Here is a 17,277-nt window from a genome sequence, read left to right as displayed (position 1 = left end):
AAAAATGCGGATTATAGTCCGTGGTTTATTAGGCAGCAAGTAGAGATATTACTGACTTTTAGAAAGGTCGGTTTATGTCACACTTATCCCTTGCGCTGGGACGTAATATTCGCGCATCGCGCAAATCCGTCGGATTATCACAAGAGGCGTTTGCGTTAAAAGCAAAAATAGATAGAAGTTACATGGGACGTATTGAGCGTGGAGAAACGAATATCACCGTGGAGCTTTTATTTCAACTTGCACAGGTAATTGGTGTTACACCAGAGGAGCTTTTACCCGGTGCTACCGATGTAGATGAGTCGACGCCAGAGCGTTAACTTGTTGGAAGGTAGGATGTAACGAATCTAGGTACGCCATGGCGGTTCGCGTGTCTTTCCAACCAACATACGTCATCAGATCGCTCAAGCTCCAATGTTGCTGCGCGGCCCAATGCGCAAAACCTCGGCGAAGCGAGTGACTGCTAAACATCTGTGCGTCTCTTATTCCAGCTTGTTGTAAGCGTTGTCTCAAGATCCGGCTAATACTTCGTGGATTGAGCGCATGCTCGGCTACAGCACCCCAACGATCAATCTTTCTGAATACAGGGCCTTCTTGTTCATTTAGCATCTCTTGCCATGTCTTTAACGCGGACGTAGGACATAGCGCGTTTAATTCCGGTAACGAGACGTGCCTGCCGGTGTTGAGTCTGTCACCCTTGGATTGGGGGAGATACAAGGTCAACGCATTGTCAGACGATTTATTAATGTGCTGCAGTGTAAGACGCGTCAGTTCGTCACTTCGAAATCCACGCCAAAACCCAACCCATATTAATGCGCGATCTCGTGCAGCTCGCAAAGCGATAGGTCGTTTATCGCTCCGACATGCTTCGTTCAGATGGTTATCGATACGCTGTAACACGGACATCGCCAGCGGCTGTGCTTTTTTTACTGGGGCAGGGTGCAATGCGCGAATGCCTTTGAGCACCTTTTTGACCTGTGCGGCTTTGGTTGGATCGACAAACCCCTGGCTTTGATGCCACTGGGACAAAGCGGCCAGTCTGGTCTTTAAGGTATTAAAGGACAGTAAAGAAGCATAATGGGACAAATACCGACACAGGGTATCACTGGTTGTCGGTAACACACCGCCCCAATCCACTTCAAAATGCTCAACCGCGCCTTGGTATGTGCGCCGCGTGTTATCGCGTGTGGCCGCATGAATATAGTCGTCGACGGAATGTACATGTACGTTTCGTTTTGAGCCAGGCATGTGCTGTATTTTTCACGACGTTTTACGGTTCGATAACACAGTATGTATCACTTTGACAGTTTATCAAAGCTGTAGAGGTGTCAAGGTAACATAACCCAGAATTATCACGCCTCTTATTTCTTCAAGTTTGCGCTTTTGAATCCTCGTAAATATACTTTGTTTACATATTACGTAATACGGTATGCAATAATGGCACGAAGCGGGATCACTTTACACAACGTCGAAAAGGCCAAACAAACGTTACTGGCGCGTGGTGAACGTGTCTCCATTGATGCAGTGCGCGCGGAGCTGGGCCATACAGGCTCGAAAAGCACCATTCACAAGCACTTGAAACATTTGGAAGACGCACAAGATGAAGCACATGCGCAAGTATTGTTATCTGACGAATTGCAACAGCTTTTGCACCACGTGGCTGCCCGTTTGACAAAAGAAGCCCATGCAACACTTGACGAAAAGACCGTGCTGTTTGAGCAGGGTATACAAGATAAAGACGAACAGATCGCACAGCTCAAAGCACAAATCGACACATTGACGGTATTGAATCAAGAACAGCGTGATGACGCGGATGCGCTGCGGCAAGAAAATAAATCTCTGCGTGCGAAAAATGACAAGTCACAACAGAAACTTGAACTTTATCATCAGCAAATCAGTGCGTTAGAGCAACAACTTGACACAGCGCAACAGCACAACCGCTCTTTGGAGGAAAAGCATCACGATGCGCGCCAGGCACTGTCTCACTACCGCGAGGCCATGGCACAGCAGCGCGAACGAGAAAGTGAGAAACATGAACAAGAGTGCGCACAGCTACGCCAGGTGTCTCATAAAACCCAACAGGCATTAACGGCAAAACAAACCGCGTTAGCAGACGCACATCACCACATTGACACCCTAAAAAGTGAATTGGCTGTTGTTCGCAGTGAACGTGATGCGAGCATCAAGTCAGAAAGCGCAAATAAAGCACAATATCAGTTGCAGAAAAACACGCTTGAAGAGCTGAACAGCGCGCATATTGTCTTGCAAGCAGAGTGTAGTCACCTCAAACAGCAATGCGCTAAACTAGAGGAGGCCAACAGCAACATGATAAAAGAAATAGATGCGATACGCACCGAGAAAAGCCGTCTGGAAGGTAGGTGCCAGAGCCAACAAGACCTGATTGATAAATTAACACGCTCAACTAGCACTTCAGCACCTCAGTGAGCGGTGATTATTCACCAAAGCAATTAAAATTAATCCATACACAGAATCTCTGCTCATCAAAATACTGTAAATATATTCAGTTGATGGGTTGAAAAACAGTCAATCACCCCCAATGCTTTTTTCTAGCGCTAAAATAAACTGCAAGAAAAGACGATGGAACAGCAATTCAACATATTGTCGCTCAGTGGCGGGGGCATTCGTGGGGTATTCACCGCCTCTGTGCTCGCGCAATTTGAAACCTACATAACAGAGCAGAAAGGCCTGACAGGAACAGAAGCAGAAGAGTATTCGATTGCAAAACACTTCGACATGATCTGTGGCACCTCTATCGGTGGGATCATTGCGTTAGGGTTGTCCAAAGGACTGACCGCACGTGAGATCTTGCAAACAATGTTGACCCACCGACTCACTATTTTTCCGAAGAAAATGAATTGGTTTAGCAATGTTGAGCGAATGTTGCATCCGCTCTATAAATCGCAACCCTTAAAAGACGTTTTGGAACTCATGTTTCAAGCAACGACTATAGGGGAGTTGGATAAATATGTACTCGTGCCTGCCATCAGCTTGACCAATGGCCAAATCAGAGCGTTTAAAACCCCGCATCATCCATATTTGCGAACCGATCACAAATTATCGGTCGTTGACGTGGCGCTCGCCACCAGTGCCGCACCGACGTATTTTCCTATCCATCAAATAGAAAAAGAGCGTTTCGTTGATGGCGGACTCGCCGCCAATTCACCCGTTTTGATGGGCCTGATGGAAACGCAACACTACCTTGGACGCTCGCTATCGGACGTGTATGTCATGCAAGTCGGTACCATGGGTAGTAAGCGCACAAGCGATCATTCTGAAAAGCATAATAGCGGTTACTGGAAGGCATGGGGAATGGGAGAAGGGATCATTGATTTAGCCATGTCGACCACCGAGACATTACACAATTTTTTAGCGGGTAAGATGTTAGAGAATGGCGATAATCTGCTGAATATTGATGAAATGCCTTTAGAGAAAAAAGCCAGCATTTTGGCGCTAGATAACGCAAGCGATCAAGCCATGGAAATACTTCAGGCCAGTGCACATAAGGTGGCGATGGAACAAATCAATGCACCGAATTTCGAACGGTTTATGAACCACACAGCAAAACGGCCAGCGTTTTATTATGGCCCAAAAAAGACAGAAGAGGCGTAAACGTGAACCAAAAATACATCGTTAAAAAGTTGCTAAAGAATAATCAAAGCGAACCAGCGTTTAAAGATAGGCTCGATGTGCCAGATGAAACGGATAAATTCATGCTAGCGTGCAGAAAGACGATTCGAGACAAACTACGCGATGACTTTGCCTTACACCGCAAAAATGCATCGGACAGTAGGAAATCTGAAGAGACGTTTGCTCAGAGCCTTAGCCCGAAATTTTTTACTCAAGGCAGTCACGCTTATAAGACCCAAAATCTCCCGTGTTATCCCAATCAACAAATCGATTTGGATGACGGCGTGTACTTTCCGATGACTTTTGTCGAAAGTAACCCTGCAGCGAACAAGTCGATACTCATAACACTCGTACGTCAATCATTGACCGCGTTATCACAACAACAGGGCTGGCCATTGTCAGAGAAAAAGATGTGTTTTCGGCTACAAATAGACGAGCAAATCCATATCGATGTCCCGGTGTATGCAATCCCTGATGACAAATATGCACAACTGACAGAAGCTCGATCAGCAGCCCTCAATTTTGCCTATAAAGATGAGCTCATTCCCTATCAAAGACTGGATCCCAATCAAGTGTACCTTGCACTATTAGATGACAATGCACCGTGGCAACAATCAGACCCCAAGCAGTTACACGATTGGTTTGTCGCACAGACGCGACGTTATCCATTTTTACGCAATGTCTGTCGCTACCTCAAAGCATGGCGTGATTTTGAGTGGCAAGAAGGGGGGCCTTCTTCAATTATGCTGATGGTTGCCGCCGTAAAAGCATTGGAACAGTTTGCTAAAACGCCCGACAGTGAGTGTGAAGCGCTCTTGGTGGTAACCCAAGCATTGCCGACTATTTTCGCCGCCGAGATTAACAATCCCACCGACGATAACGAGAATATGTTTCCGTCGCGCTGCAAAGACGAGGCTGATGTAGAGGATATCAGGACGCGAATAGCTGGGTTGTCGCTGCGCTACTCACAAGCGGTGTGCGCATCATCCACAAAACAATCCGCGGTGAATGCGTTAATCGCACTGTTGGGGCAACGTTTGCCAAACCGTGAAGACTGGGTAAAGGAAAAAGCCACGCCGGCAGCCATTCGCAAAAAGCCGGTTGTCGCGGCACCAGCCATTACGCCTTCTGCAGCGCGTTCTCACGTCTCTGGTTAATGGCGACAGATACCTTAGCTCGTTTCTGTCAAGCCATGAAGGATATCGGCGTGGAGCCTGTTTCCACGCCCACATTAGGCTATCGCTATGACGTGACTGAATCAGGCCATGCGTTTTCGTTGCTTATTCACGAACCCGATGAAGCCTTTTTACATGCGCCAAAAGTCACTATCTTAAGTAAGCCTAAGATAGAGGGTGTAAAACAAACCCATGTCGTGGATGGGAATGCTTTATGCTACATCGATGACAATGCGTACTATTTGGATGCTGAGCAACCCGAAAAAGCCGCGTCTGATATCATTGGTTTTATCAACCTGACCATCAAACGCATGGTGTCGCCAGAGCTGTCATTGGAAGATTTCAACAATGAGTTTGATGCCTATTGGCGACCAGACCGTTATGCGTATTTAATTGGAAATGAACAAGCGCGATACATAGCGCAGTACAAGAGGTGGTCACCGGTAACCCAGAGTGAAACTTCAGAAACACTGCTCCATGAAGGGGAAAACAGTGTCACGTTCAAAGCCTGGTCACATAAACGCGGTTACACCCAAAACAACCAAGGCGCCGCTGAGAATGTTGTTACGCTAACCTTAAAAGACGCGCCTATTCAAGCAAACGCTGACAAACCGTTGTCTTGGCCGATACAATCATGGCAGGCGTTTATAGCGTGGAGCCAATCACAAGGCAGCAGTTTTGTGGCTTTATTGCTGGAGAAAGTAGCGAACATGGCGCTTCGCACCCATGAGATTACGATCTTGATAAATTACAACAACAATAGCGGTTTAACACACCACTTTGCAGTGAGAGTGATTTTCAAGCGGGATATTCGCGCCATAGCAAAACGTGATCAACGAGCCCGTGAATCGGCTAAAAAGTCACGACAAAAAGGCAGAAAGCTCAAAGATATTGTTGCGATGTTCTCGGCACAACAAGCCACGTCATTCGAACGAATAGGGATTTTGAATGCCTCACCTGGCTTTGTGATTGGCCGAAATACATTAAACAAAGACTTAGCAGGCTTAAAGATAGCCCTTGTGGGTTGCGGCACCTTAGGTGGGTATATCGCAAGCACACTGATCAAACTAGGTGCGGGAACAGGCGAGGGCGGTGAGCTTATCTTCAGTGACGGGGATTGGTTAAAACCTGAAAATATAGGACGTCATGTACTTGATGCACAGTATTTAGGAGAGCCCAAATCGTCCGCGCTTAAACACTTTCTACAAAATAGTGTCTATTGGCCGTTAAAATGTGAGGTGTGGCCTCCAATGGATGAAGCCTATTGCAAGAGACTATTGACCCTTTGCGATATTGTCATTGATGCGGTTGGTAATATCCCACTGTCTAACATGCTTTCTTCTGATTATCATCGATCAACACTGTCACAGGGAACAACGCTTTTGCACGGCTGGATAGATGCTGATGGCGAGGCAGTGAGGTGTTTACTGGATGATAACACTGCCGGCTGCATACAATGTCTTCGCGTTGAAGGTAAAGAGCGGTTTCCGGTCTTCAAACATAACAACGACAACGATACACACAATCGACTAGCCATGAGTTGTGGCCAGTCTTTTACGCCCTACGCGACAAGTGTGTCGTTAGCCGGTGCGTCACTTATTGTCAATACGCTGCTGGACAACATACATGATAAAAACGCGCCGAGGTTGCGTCAGTATAGAGTGGGTGCAGGTGTGCAACGTCTAAAGTGGCAAAACCCCAAACCATTAAACAACTGCAGTGTGTGCCGGCGCTGATGCACGATCTGATGTTCACCTTACCCAATGGCCGATATTTATTAGTGCCATCTCATGTGATTACAACGATGCAGCAGTATCGACAGCTAAAATCCACAAGTAAAGAGCAGGGCGGAATACTTATGGGGGTTATGCGGGCAGAACGCGATGAGCAAGTTAGTGTCGACAATCCGCCTTGCATTGAAGTGCTGAGTGTTACTGAGCCCTGTCGTCACGACTACGCTACCAACACAAGGTTTGTGAGACGATGCGAGCATCATCTAGCTGATATGAAAAACCCTGCAAAAACTTACAAGGATTTAATTTATTTAGGCGAGTGGCACACGCACCCAGAGGATAATCCATTGCCTTCGAGAATGGATTTGCGTAGTTGGCGCAAGGCATTTATGAATAAACTTGCGATCGTGGTAATCGTTGGACGTGAAACGAACTGGTGGGGGCTTTGGGCTGATAATAAAGTAATACCCATAGACAAACTGCACGAATTTTGATCTTTGTCTCATATCTATAGTGTGCTTCTACGCCTAATGTGTCAGTGCCAATTCAAAACGAATTTCAGGCTGGCTTACCATTAAGTGTTTGCAGTATGGGGCAAGGTTCTTCATCACTTTGTCGGCAAGCGTCTACAAGCTCTGTCAGAAACGTTTTAGCAAAGACTAATTCTTGGATTTTTTCTTCGAGTAATCGCATCTTTTCTTCTGACATCTGCCTAATTGTCGCTTTATCATTTAACGCATCAAGTTGGTCTAGTTGTTTGATATCTGCTAAAGAGAATCCCGCTGACTTAGCGTTTTGAACAAACCTAATTTTGTCGACATGCTTTGATGTGTAATGTCGATAAGCGCCTAGAGATTCAGGTACGCTTAACAAGCCTTCGCGATGATAATATCGCACGGTTTCCACACTTACGCCCGCTTGTTTCGCAAACTCTCCCACTTTCATAATCACCTCGTTCGACAAATTTAATCAAAGTCTACTTGACACCGTACTAAGGTACGCAGCTTATCATTTCATCGTGTTTCAACAAATAAGGAGACTGGCAATGAGTAAATCAGCAACGCTATATCGAATGGAAACTGACGACCATACTTGTCCATTTGGACTTCGAGCCAAAGATTTGTTGCGCCGAAAGGGATTTCAGGTCGACGATAAAATACTGACGTCACGTGATGAGGTGGAACAAGTCAAATCTAAACTGGATGTTAAAACTACACCTCAAATCATCATCGATAATGCGCGCGTTGGCGGCTTTGAAGACTTACAACGCCACTTAGGGAAAGCGCCAAAAGATAAATCCAGCACAACCTACTTTCCCGTTTTAGCGGTCTTTGTCGTTGCTGCATTATTAGCTGTCGCCATTGCTTATCCATTTGGCAATGGATTGGAAATACAAACGTTGATAATGCATTTCATTGGTTTTTCCATGATTGTACTGGGTCTACTTAAACTTCAAAATCTGGAAGGGTTTGTCAATGGCTTTTTGGGCTATGATTTACTTGCTCGTCGCTATGTGCCTTATGCCTTTGTTTATCCCTATGCAGAAATTCTGGGCGGTTTATTAATGGTGGGCGGAACGCTTTCTGTAATATCGGTTCCAATCATGTTGTTCATTGGCGGTATCGGCGGTGTATCGGTCACAAAAGCAGTTTACATCGATAAACGCGAGCTCAAGTGCGCTTGTGTGGGTGGCGACTCTAATGTGCCACTGGGTTTTGTCTCATTTTCTGAAAATGCAGTCATGTTTGGTGCAGGCATATGGATGTTGGTTCCGCAACTATTTATTTAGTTGCTTTTATTATTTATACTCGCCACATGAAAATGCAAAAGCAGCTTACGACAATCATTATGATGTTGGCGCTTCTTATCACTCAGATAAGCGGCGCGTTTGCGTCTGCAATGGTGTTTTCATCGATGTCTGATAATTCTTGTTCCATGAGCAATGATTCCCATCATGCCTTGCACGCTGACGCTTATGCAAATAAAGAGACAGCGTCGATGTCCGTACACATGATGTTAGATAACGGCAAGACAACCACAATGGATTGTTGTGATAGTGTTGATATAAATACTTGTTGCGACGGGCAATGCGCTTGCGTAGCCGTTGCCGCAACGGCTGTCTTTATTTTTGGATCTCTATCTGAAGACCATCTACCCAATATAAATGAAACGTTTATCGAGTCTTCACCACCGCCTCATTCGGCCTTTTCCGCACTCTTAATGCGGCCCCCAATTCAATCTTTAGCTTAATCAACTCTTTCACGTAGCGAATAGCTGACCATTCACGGTCGGTTCAAGTCAGTTTTTCTGTCTCTTTGCATGCCCATCGTGCGATATGTACAGGTCCAAAAAATGACATTCGCTGATTGCGAACTTTTTTAAGTTAAGGATCCGACATGGGCCCATTACACATTTTTAGAAAACGGGTGTCTTCATTTAACACATCCAGATCCTCGACAAAACCTGCCGGTCGTGGCGCGTTTGCAACTCATTCGCTAATGGTTGCACTGGCATCGCTTGTCTTGAATTTCACTAGCACATTAAGCCATGCAAACGAAAAACCTGTTTTGAGTTTGGACACCGCCATTAATATTGCTCAGGCACAAGACGATTGGTTAGTAAAAAGTCAATTTGAGCAGCAACGCCTAATGGCCTTGAGTGAAGGGGCAAGTGCCTTGCCCGATCCTACATTAAGCATCGGCATTCTCAATCTGCCAACAGATGGGTTTGCATTTGATCAAGAGCCGATGACACAGTTGAAAGTAGGTGCCACGCAAATGTTTCCACGTGGCGACACCTTGACATTGCAAGAAGCGCAACTTCAACAAGCGGCGAACATTCAACCCGTCAAGCGTGTCGACAGACGGCAGAAAGTCGCTTTACAGACAACATTACTTTGGCTAGATGCTTATCAAAATCAAGCAAGCTACTCCTTGGTAAAAGACGCTGAGCCTCTCTTTGACAAATTGGGCGATATTGTCAGCGCAGGTTACGCGTCATCCGTTGGAAAGGCCAATCAACAAGATATCATTAGAGCCGAATTAGAATTGGTTCGCTTGCAAGACCGCCTTATATCACTATCAACACGGCAGCGCTCTGCGCTCTCAAAACTGATGCAATTTTTACGTAGCCCAGACCAAGGCGCCACTTATTCAGGCTTAACTTTTGACTTTGAGGCAGTCGGCGAATTACCGAGCGAACAGCAACTGTTTCCCCAAGAAAAGAGGGCTTTGCTTGCGCTAGAGAACAGCAATGAGCACCGTTTATATTCCACTTTGGCTAATCATCCCTTAGTCGTTGCCATTGACCAGCAAATTTCAGCAGAGCGCATCGGTATTGATATCGCTGAGCAAAACTTTAAACCGCAATTTGGTGTTAATGCCAGTTATGCACTTCGCGATGATACGCCTGCTGGCAATAGCCGTGCGGATTTTTTTTCTGTGGGCATGAGCGTATCGCTACCCTTGTTTTCTACCGCTCGACAAGATGCGCAAGTCAGCAGCAGTATTCAGTTAGTTGAAGCCACGAAAACTGAAAAACGTTTGGTGTTAAGAGAACTAATGGCGGGCTTAAAAAGCAGCATCGACCAGTATCAAGGCGCGTCCAAACGCCTAGCTATTTATCAGTCACAAATTTTACCGCAAATGGCACAACAAGCCGATGCTGCTTTGAATGCTTACACCAATGATTTGGGCGATTTCGCAGAAGTGGTAAGAGCCAAGATTGCCGAGCTGGACGCGCAAATAACTGCGCTTAGCATAAAGGTAGCAAAACGCAAAGCGCTGGCTTCGATTCACTATTATTTTTCTGAATATCACCTTGATGCTGAGCAACAGAGGCAGGTAAACCAAGCAAGTGGAAGAGACAACAATGACAAGTAAAACAAACAGCATCACTACCAAGGCAGCACTTGGTATTGGATTAGGGCTTGGTATCGTAATGAGTGTGCTTGCCTTCCTGGTTTTTTCACCCTCTCATGACATGACTGAGACATCGGGAAACGATACCAAAGGCGATGATAAGCCTTTATATTGGGTCGCTCCGATGGATCCAAATTTTAAGCGAGACAAACCCGGTAAATCCCCGATGGGCATGGATTTGGTACCCGTTTACGAAGAAAGCAGTGCCAACGATTCGCCTGGTACGGTATCTATTGATCCTGTGACAATTCAAAACTTGGGTGTAAAAACCAGCAGAGTTAAAAGTATAAAGCCTGAAGGCACGATACAAGCGGTCGGTCAGGTGCAATATGCGCAAAATGCTATTGAGCATGTGCATCCTCGTATCGAAGGGTGGGTCGAGACGCTAAATGTACGCACGCAAGGTGATTTCATTGAAAAAGGTGAAGCCTTGTATTCGATTTATTCCCCCGAACTGGTTAACGCGCAGGAAGAGTTTGTTATTGCCCTGAATCAACAAAACGCTGCGTTAATCAATGCTGCAAAGGCAAGGCTGCGCGCTTTAGCGGTGCCTCAATCACACGTTGAAAGTATTGAAAAATCGCGCAAGATTTCTCAAACCGTTACTGTGCTAGCCCCTGCAACGGGTTTTATCGATGCGCTCAATGTACAGCAAGGTATGTATGTCAAGCCAGGGATGACGATGCTGTCTATTGCCTCTTTGGATACTGTGTGGGTGATTGCAGATGTATTTCCGAATGACGCTAGCTTATTAAGCATTGGACAACGCGCAAGTATCAGCAGTACCGACTTGCCCGGCCAGGTATTTGAGGCCACTTTGGATTACATCTATCCGATGTTAAATAGCGCGACGCGCACGGTGCAAGCACGTTTTGTAGTCGACAACCGAACCAAAGACCTGAGCGGGAGACTCTCATATTCACTCAAGCCGGACATGTACACTAGGGTAGAACTCTTTTATGGGAATAGTGAAAACGACGGCGTGTTAATCGTGCCTAAGCAAGCGGTGATCCGAACGGGCAAAAGCGATCGCGTTGTGCTGGCCATGGAAGAGGGTAAATACAAATCTGTCAGTGTACGGTTGGGTAAGGATTTTGGTGATGTGTTTGAAATATTGGATGGCGTTGTAGAAGGTGATGCCATTGTGACCTCAGCGCAGTTTCTGATTGATTCTGAAAGCAGTATTACGTCTGACTTTATGCGCATGACTCCGGTTGAAAATACGATAGACGCTGACGCCAGTGCATGGACTCAAGCGACCGTCAATGAAGTGTTAGCAGACCGAAACATGATCAACATTACCCATGGCCCCCTTGATACCTTCGGCATGATGGGCATGACCATGAATTTTACCTTGGCTGATGACATTGCGATATCCGATTTCGAAATCGGCATGGATATCCATATCGAAGTCATTCGTGAACCTACCGGCATGTTCCAAATTAAGACGGTGCATTTTGTCGAGGATTCATCACCCAATAAAGAAAATATACATCAGCATATGACAGATGAGTCAATCTCGCATGCTGCTCATGATGGTCACGCTGAACATATGCAGTTCGAAATGCAACAAAAGGATATGCAATCGGAGGAGGTAAGTGCATGGTCAGAAGCGACTGTTGTGGAGGTTGAGCTCGATAGACGTCGAGTCACCTTAACACATGGTTATCTTGATGCCTTTGACATGATGGGTATGACTATGGGTTTTACAGTTGCCAGTGATATCAATATTGATGATTTTGTTGTTGGCGACACAGTGCATGTTGAAATCATTCGCGAAGACAATGGCATGTTTCAAGTCAAAACCTTGCATATCATGGGATCTAGTATGGAACATCATGAAGCGAAAACAGAAGGTAAGGAGGGTCACGAATGATAAATTCAATCATTCATTGGTCTATTCACAACCGATTCTTTGTTTTATTGGCTACCTTCATGCTGATTGGAGGCGGCCTGTATTCATTGAAAAATACCCCCGTTGATGCCATACCCGACTTAAGCGATGTGCAAGTCATTGTTAAAACCTCGTATCCAGGACAGGCGCCACAGGTCGTTGAGGATCAGGTGACTTATCCGTTGACAACTGCGCTGTTATCCGTGCCCAACGCTAAAACGGTAAGAGGCTTCTCGTTTTTCGGTGATTCGTACATTTATATTATTTTTGATGACGATACTGACCTTTACTGGGCGCGCAGTCGCGTGCTGGAATATCTGTCGCAAGTTGCGCCGTCTCTGCCAGCGACTGCAAAACCCCAGCTTGGTCCAGATGCTACAGGGGTGGGTTGGGTGTATATGTATGCGCTGACCGATTCGAGTGGCCAACATGACTTAAGTGAACTTAGAAGCCTGCAAGACTGGTTTTTAAAATACGAACTACAAACAGTGCCCGGTGTATCAGAAGTCGCAACCGTAGGGGGCATGGTTAAGCAATACCAAATCATGGTAGATCCGCTCAAACTTCAAGCACTGAATATTCCGCTATCTCACGTGAAAATGGCTGTGCAGCGCGGTAATCAGGAGACGGGTGCGTCTGTTATTGATATGGCAGAAGCCGAATACATGATCCGTTCGACAGGCAATATCGAGACTAAGGAAGATATCGAAAATATTCCTGTTGGCGTGCGTTCCAGTGCCAATATGGCACAAAGCTCAGCGCCACAAAATAGCAGTGTGCCTATTCTCATCAAAGACATCGCTACAGTTGAAATAGGTCCTCAAATGCGCCGAGGCGTCACGGATCTGAACGGCGAGGGCGAAAGTGTTGGCGGCATTGTTGTCATGCGCTTTGGTGAGAATGCACAAGCGACGATTGATGGCGTCAAAGCAAAACTAGATTCGCTTAAAAGTAGTCTGCCAGACGGCGTGGACATCATACCGGTGTACGACCGTTCGGCTTTAATCGAGCGCTCAGTTGATAACCTCACTAAAAAACTGGTAGTAGAGTTTGCGGTTGTCGCACTGATTTGCGTAGTGTTTCTGTTTCATTTGCGTTCATCGTTGGTGGCTATCATCAGTCTACCCATCGGCATTTTAGGTGCGTTTATTGTCATGCACCTACAAGGGATAAATGCCAATATCATGTCCTTAGGCGGTATTGCCATTGCCATCGGCGCAATGATTGATGGTGCGATTGTGCTGGTTGAAAACATGCACAAGCATATGGAAAAGACCGAAATCACAAAGGAAAACCGTTGGGAAGTAGTTGCGAAATCAGCAACAGAAGTCGGGCCAGCGCTCTTTTTTAGCCTGCTTATCATTACGGTGAGTTTTTTACCTGTATTCACACTTGAGGCGCAAGAGGGACGCATGTTCAGTCCTTTGGCATATACGAAAACCTATGCCATGGCAGCCGCCGCGTTTTTAGCCATTACCTTAGTGCCCGTGCTGATGGGCTATTTTGTCAGAGGGAAAATTGTGCCTGAGCACAAAAACCCGATTAACCGGTCGCTTATCGCTGTGTATCGCCCCATATTAAAAGCGGTGTTGCGCTTCCCAAAAATTACCATATTTCTCTCTGTTTTAGTGCTGATTATCGGGTTTTGGCCAGTGAACAAAATTGGTAGTGAATTTATACCGCCACTAGACGAAGGCGATTTGATGTATATGCCGACTACCTATGCCGCGGTGTCTATTGGGGAAGCTCGAGACATTTTGCAACAAACTAATAAACTTATTAAAACCGTGCCTGAAGTCGAAACGGTATTTGGCAAAGTTGGACGTGCAGACACCGCGACCGATCCTGCCCCGCTAACCATGATTGAAACCTTTATTCAGTTAAAGCCAAAAGACCAATGGCGAGTTGGCGTCACAACCCAAGACTTAATCAATGAGTTTGATAATTTGGTTAATTTTCCGGGGCTAACCAATGCTTGGGTTATGCCGATTAAAACCCGCATTGATATGCTGGCAACAGGTATAAAAACGCCCGTTGGCATTAAAATCGGCGGACCTGATTTATCGGTCATTCAAACCATCGGCCAACAGCTTGAACAGGTACTCGGTAAAGTCGAAGGGACGACCTCTGTTTACGCAGAAAGGGTAGCCGGCGGTCGTTATATCACCATCGATATTGACCGTATAAGGGCTGCACGTTACGGCTTAAACATCGCCGATGTGCAGTCATTTATCGCCAGTAGTGTAGGTGGCATGAACCTAACGACGAGCGTTGAGGGACTTGAGCGTTATCCCGTTCAAGTGCGTTTTCCACAAGACTACCGCGATTCACCTGAGGCACTTCGGCGCCTGCCCTTTGTGACGCCAAACGGCGCGCATATTCAGCTTGGGGACATCACTACCATCACCATTGAAGACAGTCCGCCGGGGATCAAGAGTGAAAATGCGCGACCCAATGGTTGGGTCTACGTTGATATTGAAAATATCGATGTTGGACAGTATGTCACTAATGCGAGGCAAATAGTGGCTGAACAAGTCGACTTGCCGCCCGGCTATTCATTGAATTGGAGTGGACAGTTTGAATACATGGAGCGCGCTAAGGCAAAACTGACCTATGTCATTCCGCTTACCTTAGGCATCATCATAATTTTGCTGTACGCCAGTTTTAGAAGTTTTACGCAGGTTGCGATGATCATCGGCACTTTGCCTTTCGCCCTCATTGGCGGCGTATGGCTCATGTATTTTGAAAAATTCAATTTTTCAGTTGCTGTTGGAGTGGGCTTTATTGCCCTGGCGGGTGTGGCAGTAGAAATAGGGGTCATTATGTTGGCCTATCTTGATAACCGATTTAAAGAGTTAGGCAATGATTTTAGTATTGACGCGCTTAAACAGGCTGTCATGCAGGGCTGCGAAATGCGTATACGCCCGGTCATGATGACATCAACGTCCATCATTTTCGGCTTGATGCCAGTCATGTATGGCACAGGAACCGGATCTGAAGTAATGAGTCGCATTGCCGCGCCAATGGTTGGCGGTATGGTCAGCGCGCTTATATTAACCCTTATTGTGTTGCCCGCCGTGTATTTTTTATGGCGCTCACCCAAATAAAAAGGATAAAAAGAGGAAAAAATGAAAAGTTTTAATTTTACAAATACGCTTAGAGCGATTGGTTTATCAATGGCTATTGTTGCTGGTTTCAGCCAACAAGTATTGGCGCATGTCAGTGTGACTGACACTACGCCTGAAGACAACGCTATGCTAATGGCTTCGCCAGAGAACGTTTCGTTGACGTTCAGCAAAGCGTCACGTGTTGCGAAATTGACAATGAAAAACAGTCAAGGTGAAAAGCTTGAGACTGATTTTTCGCCTACGAAAGAAGCCGTTGTTAATTTCACCTTACCGATATCTAAACTCAATCCAGACACCTACACAGTGGATGTGACTTTCTTTGGAGAAGACGGGCATAAAATGAAACACTCATTTAGTTTTATGGTGCACTAGCGGTTAAAGCATTGAAGGGTTAAAGGTAGCTGGTATGGAGATAATACTTTGGAATTCGGTGACAGTTCTATCAAAAGCTCTAATTTATATAGGCTTTGCAGTTTTAGCTGGGTGTCTATTCTTTTCTCACTTCAACAATAAATATACTGCAAGTGCACGCATTGAGAAAACAGTGCTATGTCTTGCTCTGCTGGCGAGCATACTATGGTTTTTCGCTCAGGTTGGCGCTTTGGCGGAAGAGGGTATTGTGGGGGCCTTTGATGCGGACCTGATCAGCATGATATGGTCGAGTTCTGTAGGTGAAGTCACTGTCTTCCGGGTTATAGGGTTTGCAGTGGCATTAGTTGCGTTGTTTTGCTTTTCATACACAACTAGCAAATGGTTTTTTCTGCGACGCTGCATCTTGTTTTTGAGCCTTACCACAATCGCCTTTTCATTCACATTAATCGGCCATATTTCCAGCCAGGGTTTCGTAGATAAGGCCCTCTTGTGTGTCCATGTGCTCATAATGGCTTGGTGGATGGGTGCACTTTACCCCTTAAAACGTGCATGCTCTCATTTGGAGGCCCGTGAGCTTCATTCCGTGATGGAGAAATTCGGTCAACAAGCAAGTTTTATGGTGGGCACTCTTTTCCTTGCAGGGCTTGGATTGGCGTACTCATTATTAGGTAGTTTGGAGAATCTAGTAAATTCGCGCTATGGGCAAATGCTCATTGTGAAATTGATACTGGTTTCTTTCATTTCAATGTTGGCAGTGAGGCATAAATATAAGCTTGTACCGAATTTAAAAAGAGAGTTAGACAGCTCGAAGCTTAACAAATCAATATCAATGGAAATGCTTATTGCGTTTTTAATACTGTTCATTACCGCAGGACTTACCAGTATTGTTGGACCTGAGTACTGACACTTAAAAGAGAGAAAAAATGATTAATAATAAACTCATTGTTGTAATGCTAACAGCATTAAGTCTCACAGCATTTGCACACGAAAACAAAGAGTCTGAGCAAGGACTTTTCATCGGAGTTGATACCCCGCCAGCCATAGTAGTTTTGGCGTTTCACACTGCATTGGAAACCGGTGATGTTGAGAAAGCCAGAGCGCTATTGGCCGACAAACTAACTGTATTTGAAGGTGGTGGTGTAGAACGCAGTGCTGATGAATATGCTCAACATCACATGCTGTCTGATATGAAATATCTTGCTGCCGTTGAAACCAAATCGATTGAGCATCAAGTCACGATGTTTGAGAACACAGCAATATCAATATCTCGTACTCATACTGTGGGCAATTATAACGGTAAAGATCGTGATTACGAGGGGATGGAAACGATCGCTTTGGTGAAGCAAGACGGGCAGTGGAAGATCAAGCACATCCATTGGTCTCATTAAGCCTAAAGATGCAATCAAACTA

Annotated in this window: 16 protein-coding genes; 14 read left to right on the top strand and 2 right to left on the bottom strand. The window is 45.7% G+C overall.

Features of this window, described 5'->3' with window-relative positions; all coding sequences use genetic code 11:
* Positions 1-74 precede the first annotated feature (74 nt).
* Positions 75-317, top strand: a complete 243-nt coding sequence (locus tag EYS00_RS07100) for a helix-turn-helix domain-containing protein (protein ID WP_130635863.1) — start codon at positions 75-77, stop codon at positions 315-317.
* Here the strand turns inward: EYS00_RS07100 and EYS00_RS07095 are convergent.
* On the bottom strand, positions 283-1,245 hold the full coding sequence (locus EYS00_RS07095; protein WP_130635862.1) for a site-specific integrase: 963 nt from the start codon (positions 1,243-1,245) through the stop codon (positions 283-285). The genes EYS00_RS07100 and EYS00_RS07095 overlap by 35 nt on opposite strands.
* Positions 1,246-1,434: 189 nt before the next feature.
* Here EYS00_RS07095 and EYS00_RS07090 point away from each other — a divergent pair, with 189 nt between their 5' ends.
* The 5 genes from EYS00_RS07090 (at position 1,435) to EYS00_RS07070 (ending at position 7,047) form a co-directional block, all read left to right on the top strand.
* Positions 1,435-2,442: a DNA-binding protein gene (locus EYS00_RS07090; RefSeq protein ID WP_130635861.1), complete on the top strand. Its 1,008-nt coding sequence runs from the start codon at positions 1,435-1,437 to the stop codon at positions 2,440-2,442.
* 153 nt (positions 2,443-2,595) lie between these two features.
* Complete coding sequence (locus tag EYS00_RS07085; protein WP_130635860.1) at positions 2,596-3,627, top strand: CBASS cGAMP-activated phospholipase; 1,032 nt, start codon at positions 2,596-2,598, stop codon at positions 3,625-3,627.
* Positions 3,628-3,629: 2 nt separating this feature from the next.
* Positions 3,630-4,802 carry a cyclic GMP-AMP synthase DncV-like nucleotidyltransferase gene (locus EYS00_RS07080; RefSeq protein WP_130635859.1) on the top strand — a complete coding sequence of 391 codons (1,173 nt, stop codon included), beginning with the start codon at positions 3,630-3,632 and terminating at the stop codon, positions 4,800-4,802.
* The gene (locus EYS00_RS07075; protein ID WP_130635858.1) at positions 4,802-6,556 is read left to right on the top strand and encodes a ThiF family adenylyltransferase; all 1,755 of its coding nucleotides are present in this window, start codon (positions 4,802-4,804) and stop codon (positions 6,554-6,556) included. The genes EYS00_RS07080 and EYS00_RS07075 overlap by 1 nt, the downstream gene beginning before the upstream one ends.
* Positions 6,556-7,047: a Mov34/MPN/PAD-1 family protein gene (locus tag EYS00_RS07070; RefSeq protein WP_165399334.1), complete on the top strand. Its 492-nt coding sequence runs from the start codon at positions 6,556-6,558 to the stop codon at positions 7,045-7,047. The genes EYS00_RS07075 and EYS00_RS07070 overlap by 1 nt, the downstream gene beginning before the upstream one ends.
* Positions 7,048-7,111: 64 nt before the next feature.
* Here the strand turns inward: EYS00_RS07070 and EYS00_RS07065 are convergent, their stop codons facing one another.
* Entirely contained in the window at positions 7,112-7,498 is a 387-nt protein-coding gene (locus EYS00_RS07065; RefSeq protein WP_130635856.1) for a MerR family transcriptional regulator, read from the bottom strand.
* 100 nt (positions 7,499-7,598) lie between these two features.
* On the opposite strand from EYS00_RS07065, the gene EYS00_RS07060 reads away from it, so the two are divergent.
* The 8 genes from EYS00_RS07060 (at position 7,599) to EYS00_RS07025 (ending at position 17,255) form a co-directional block, all read left to right on the top strand.
* Positions 7,599-8,342 (top strand): glutaredoxin, encoded by a 744-nt coding sequence (locus EYS00_RS07060; protein ID WP_130635855.1) that lies wholly within the window; start codon positions 7,599-7,601, stop codon positions 8,340-8,342.
* Complete coding sequence (locus EYS00_RS07055) at positions 8,312-8,803, top strand: hypothetical protein (RefSeq protein ID WP_130635854.1); 492 nt, start codon at positions 8,312-8,314, stop codon at positions 8,801-8,803. The genes EYS00_RS07060 and EYS00_RS07055 overlap by 31 nt, the downstream gene beginning before the upstream one ends.
* A gap of 146 nt (positions 8,804-8,949) precedes the next feature.
* A complete protein-coding gene (locus EYS00_RS07050; RefSeq protein ID WP_130635853.1) occupies positions 8,950-10,434 on the top strand; it encodes a TolC family protein in 1,485 nt (494 codons plus the stop codon).
* The gene (locus EYS00_RS07045) at positions 10,424-12,349 is read left to right on the top strand and encodes an efflux RND transporter periplasmic adaptor subunit (protein ID WP_130635852.1); all 1,926 of its coding nucleotides are present in this window, start codon (positions 10,424-10,426) and stop codon (positions 12,347-12,349) included. Before EYS00_RS07050 ends, EYS00_RS07045 begins: the two co-directional genes overlap by 11 nt.
* A complete protein-coding gene (locus EYS00_RS07040; RefSeq protein ID WP_130635851.1) occupies positions 12,346-15,474 on the top strand; it encodes an efflux RND transporter permease subunit in 3,129 nt (1,042 codons plus the stop codon). The genes EYS00_RS07045 and EYS00_RS07040 overlap by 4 nt, the downstream gene beginning before the upstream one ends.
* 21 nt (positions 15,475-15,495) lie before the next feature.
* Positions 15,496-15,867 carry a copper resistance protein CopC gene (locus EYS00_RS07035; protein ID WP_242618679.1) on the top strand — a complete coding sequence of 124 codons (372 nt, stop codon included), beginning with the start codon at positions 15,496-15,498 and terminating at the stop codon, positions 15,865-15,867.
* Positions 15,868-15,901: 34 nt separating this feature from the next.
* Positions 15,902-16,771, top strand: a complete 870-nt coding sequence (locus EYS00_RS07030) for a copper resistance D family protein (protein ID WP_130635850.1) — start codon at positions 15,902-15,904, stop codon at positions 16,769-16,771.
* A 19-nt stretch (positions 16,772-16,790) separates the two neighbouring features.
* Positions 16,791-17,255: a DUF4440 domain-containing protein gene (locus EYS00_RS07025; protein ID WP_130635849.1), complete on the top strand. Its 465-nt coding sequence runs from the start codon at positions 16,791-16,793 to the stop codon at positions 17,253-17,255.
* The last annotated feature ends 22 nt before the right edge of the window (positions 17,256-17,277 follow it).

Origin of the sequence: Alteromonas sp. KUL49 (assembly GCF_006538345.1) — a bacterium.
Taxonomy (GTDB): Bacteria; Pseudomonadota; Gammaproteobacteria; order Enterobacterales; family Alteromonadaceae; genus Alteromonas.
This window is presented reverse-complemented; position numbering and strand designations above follow the sequence as displayed.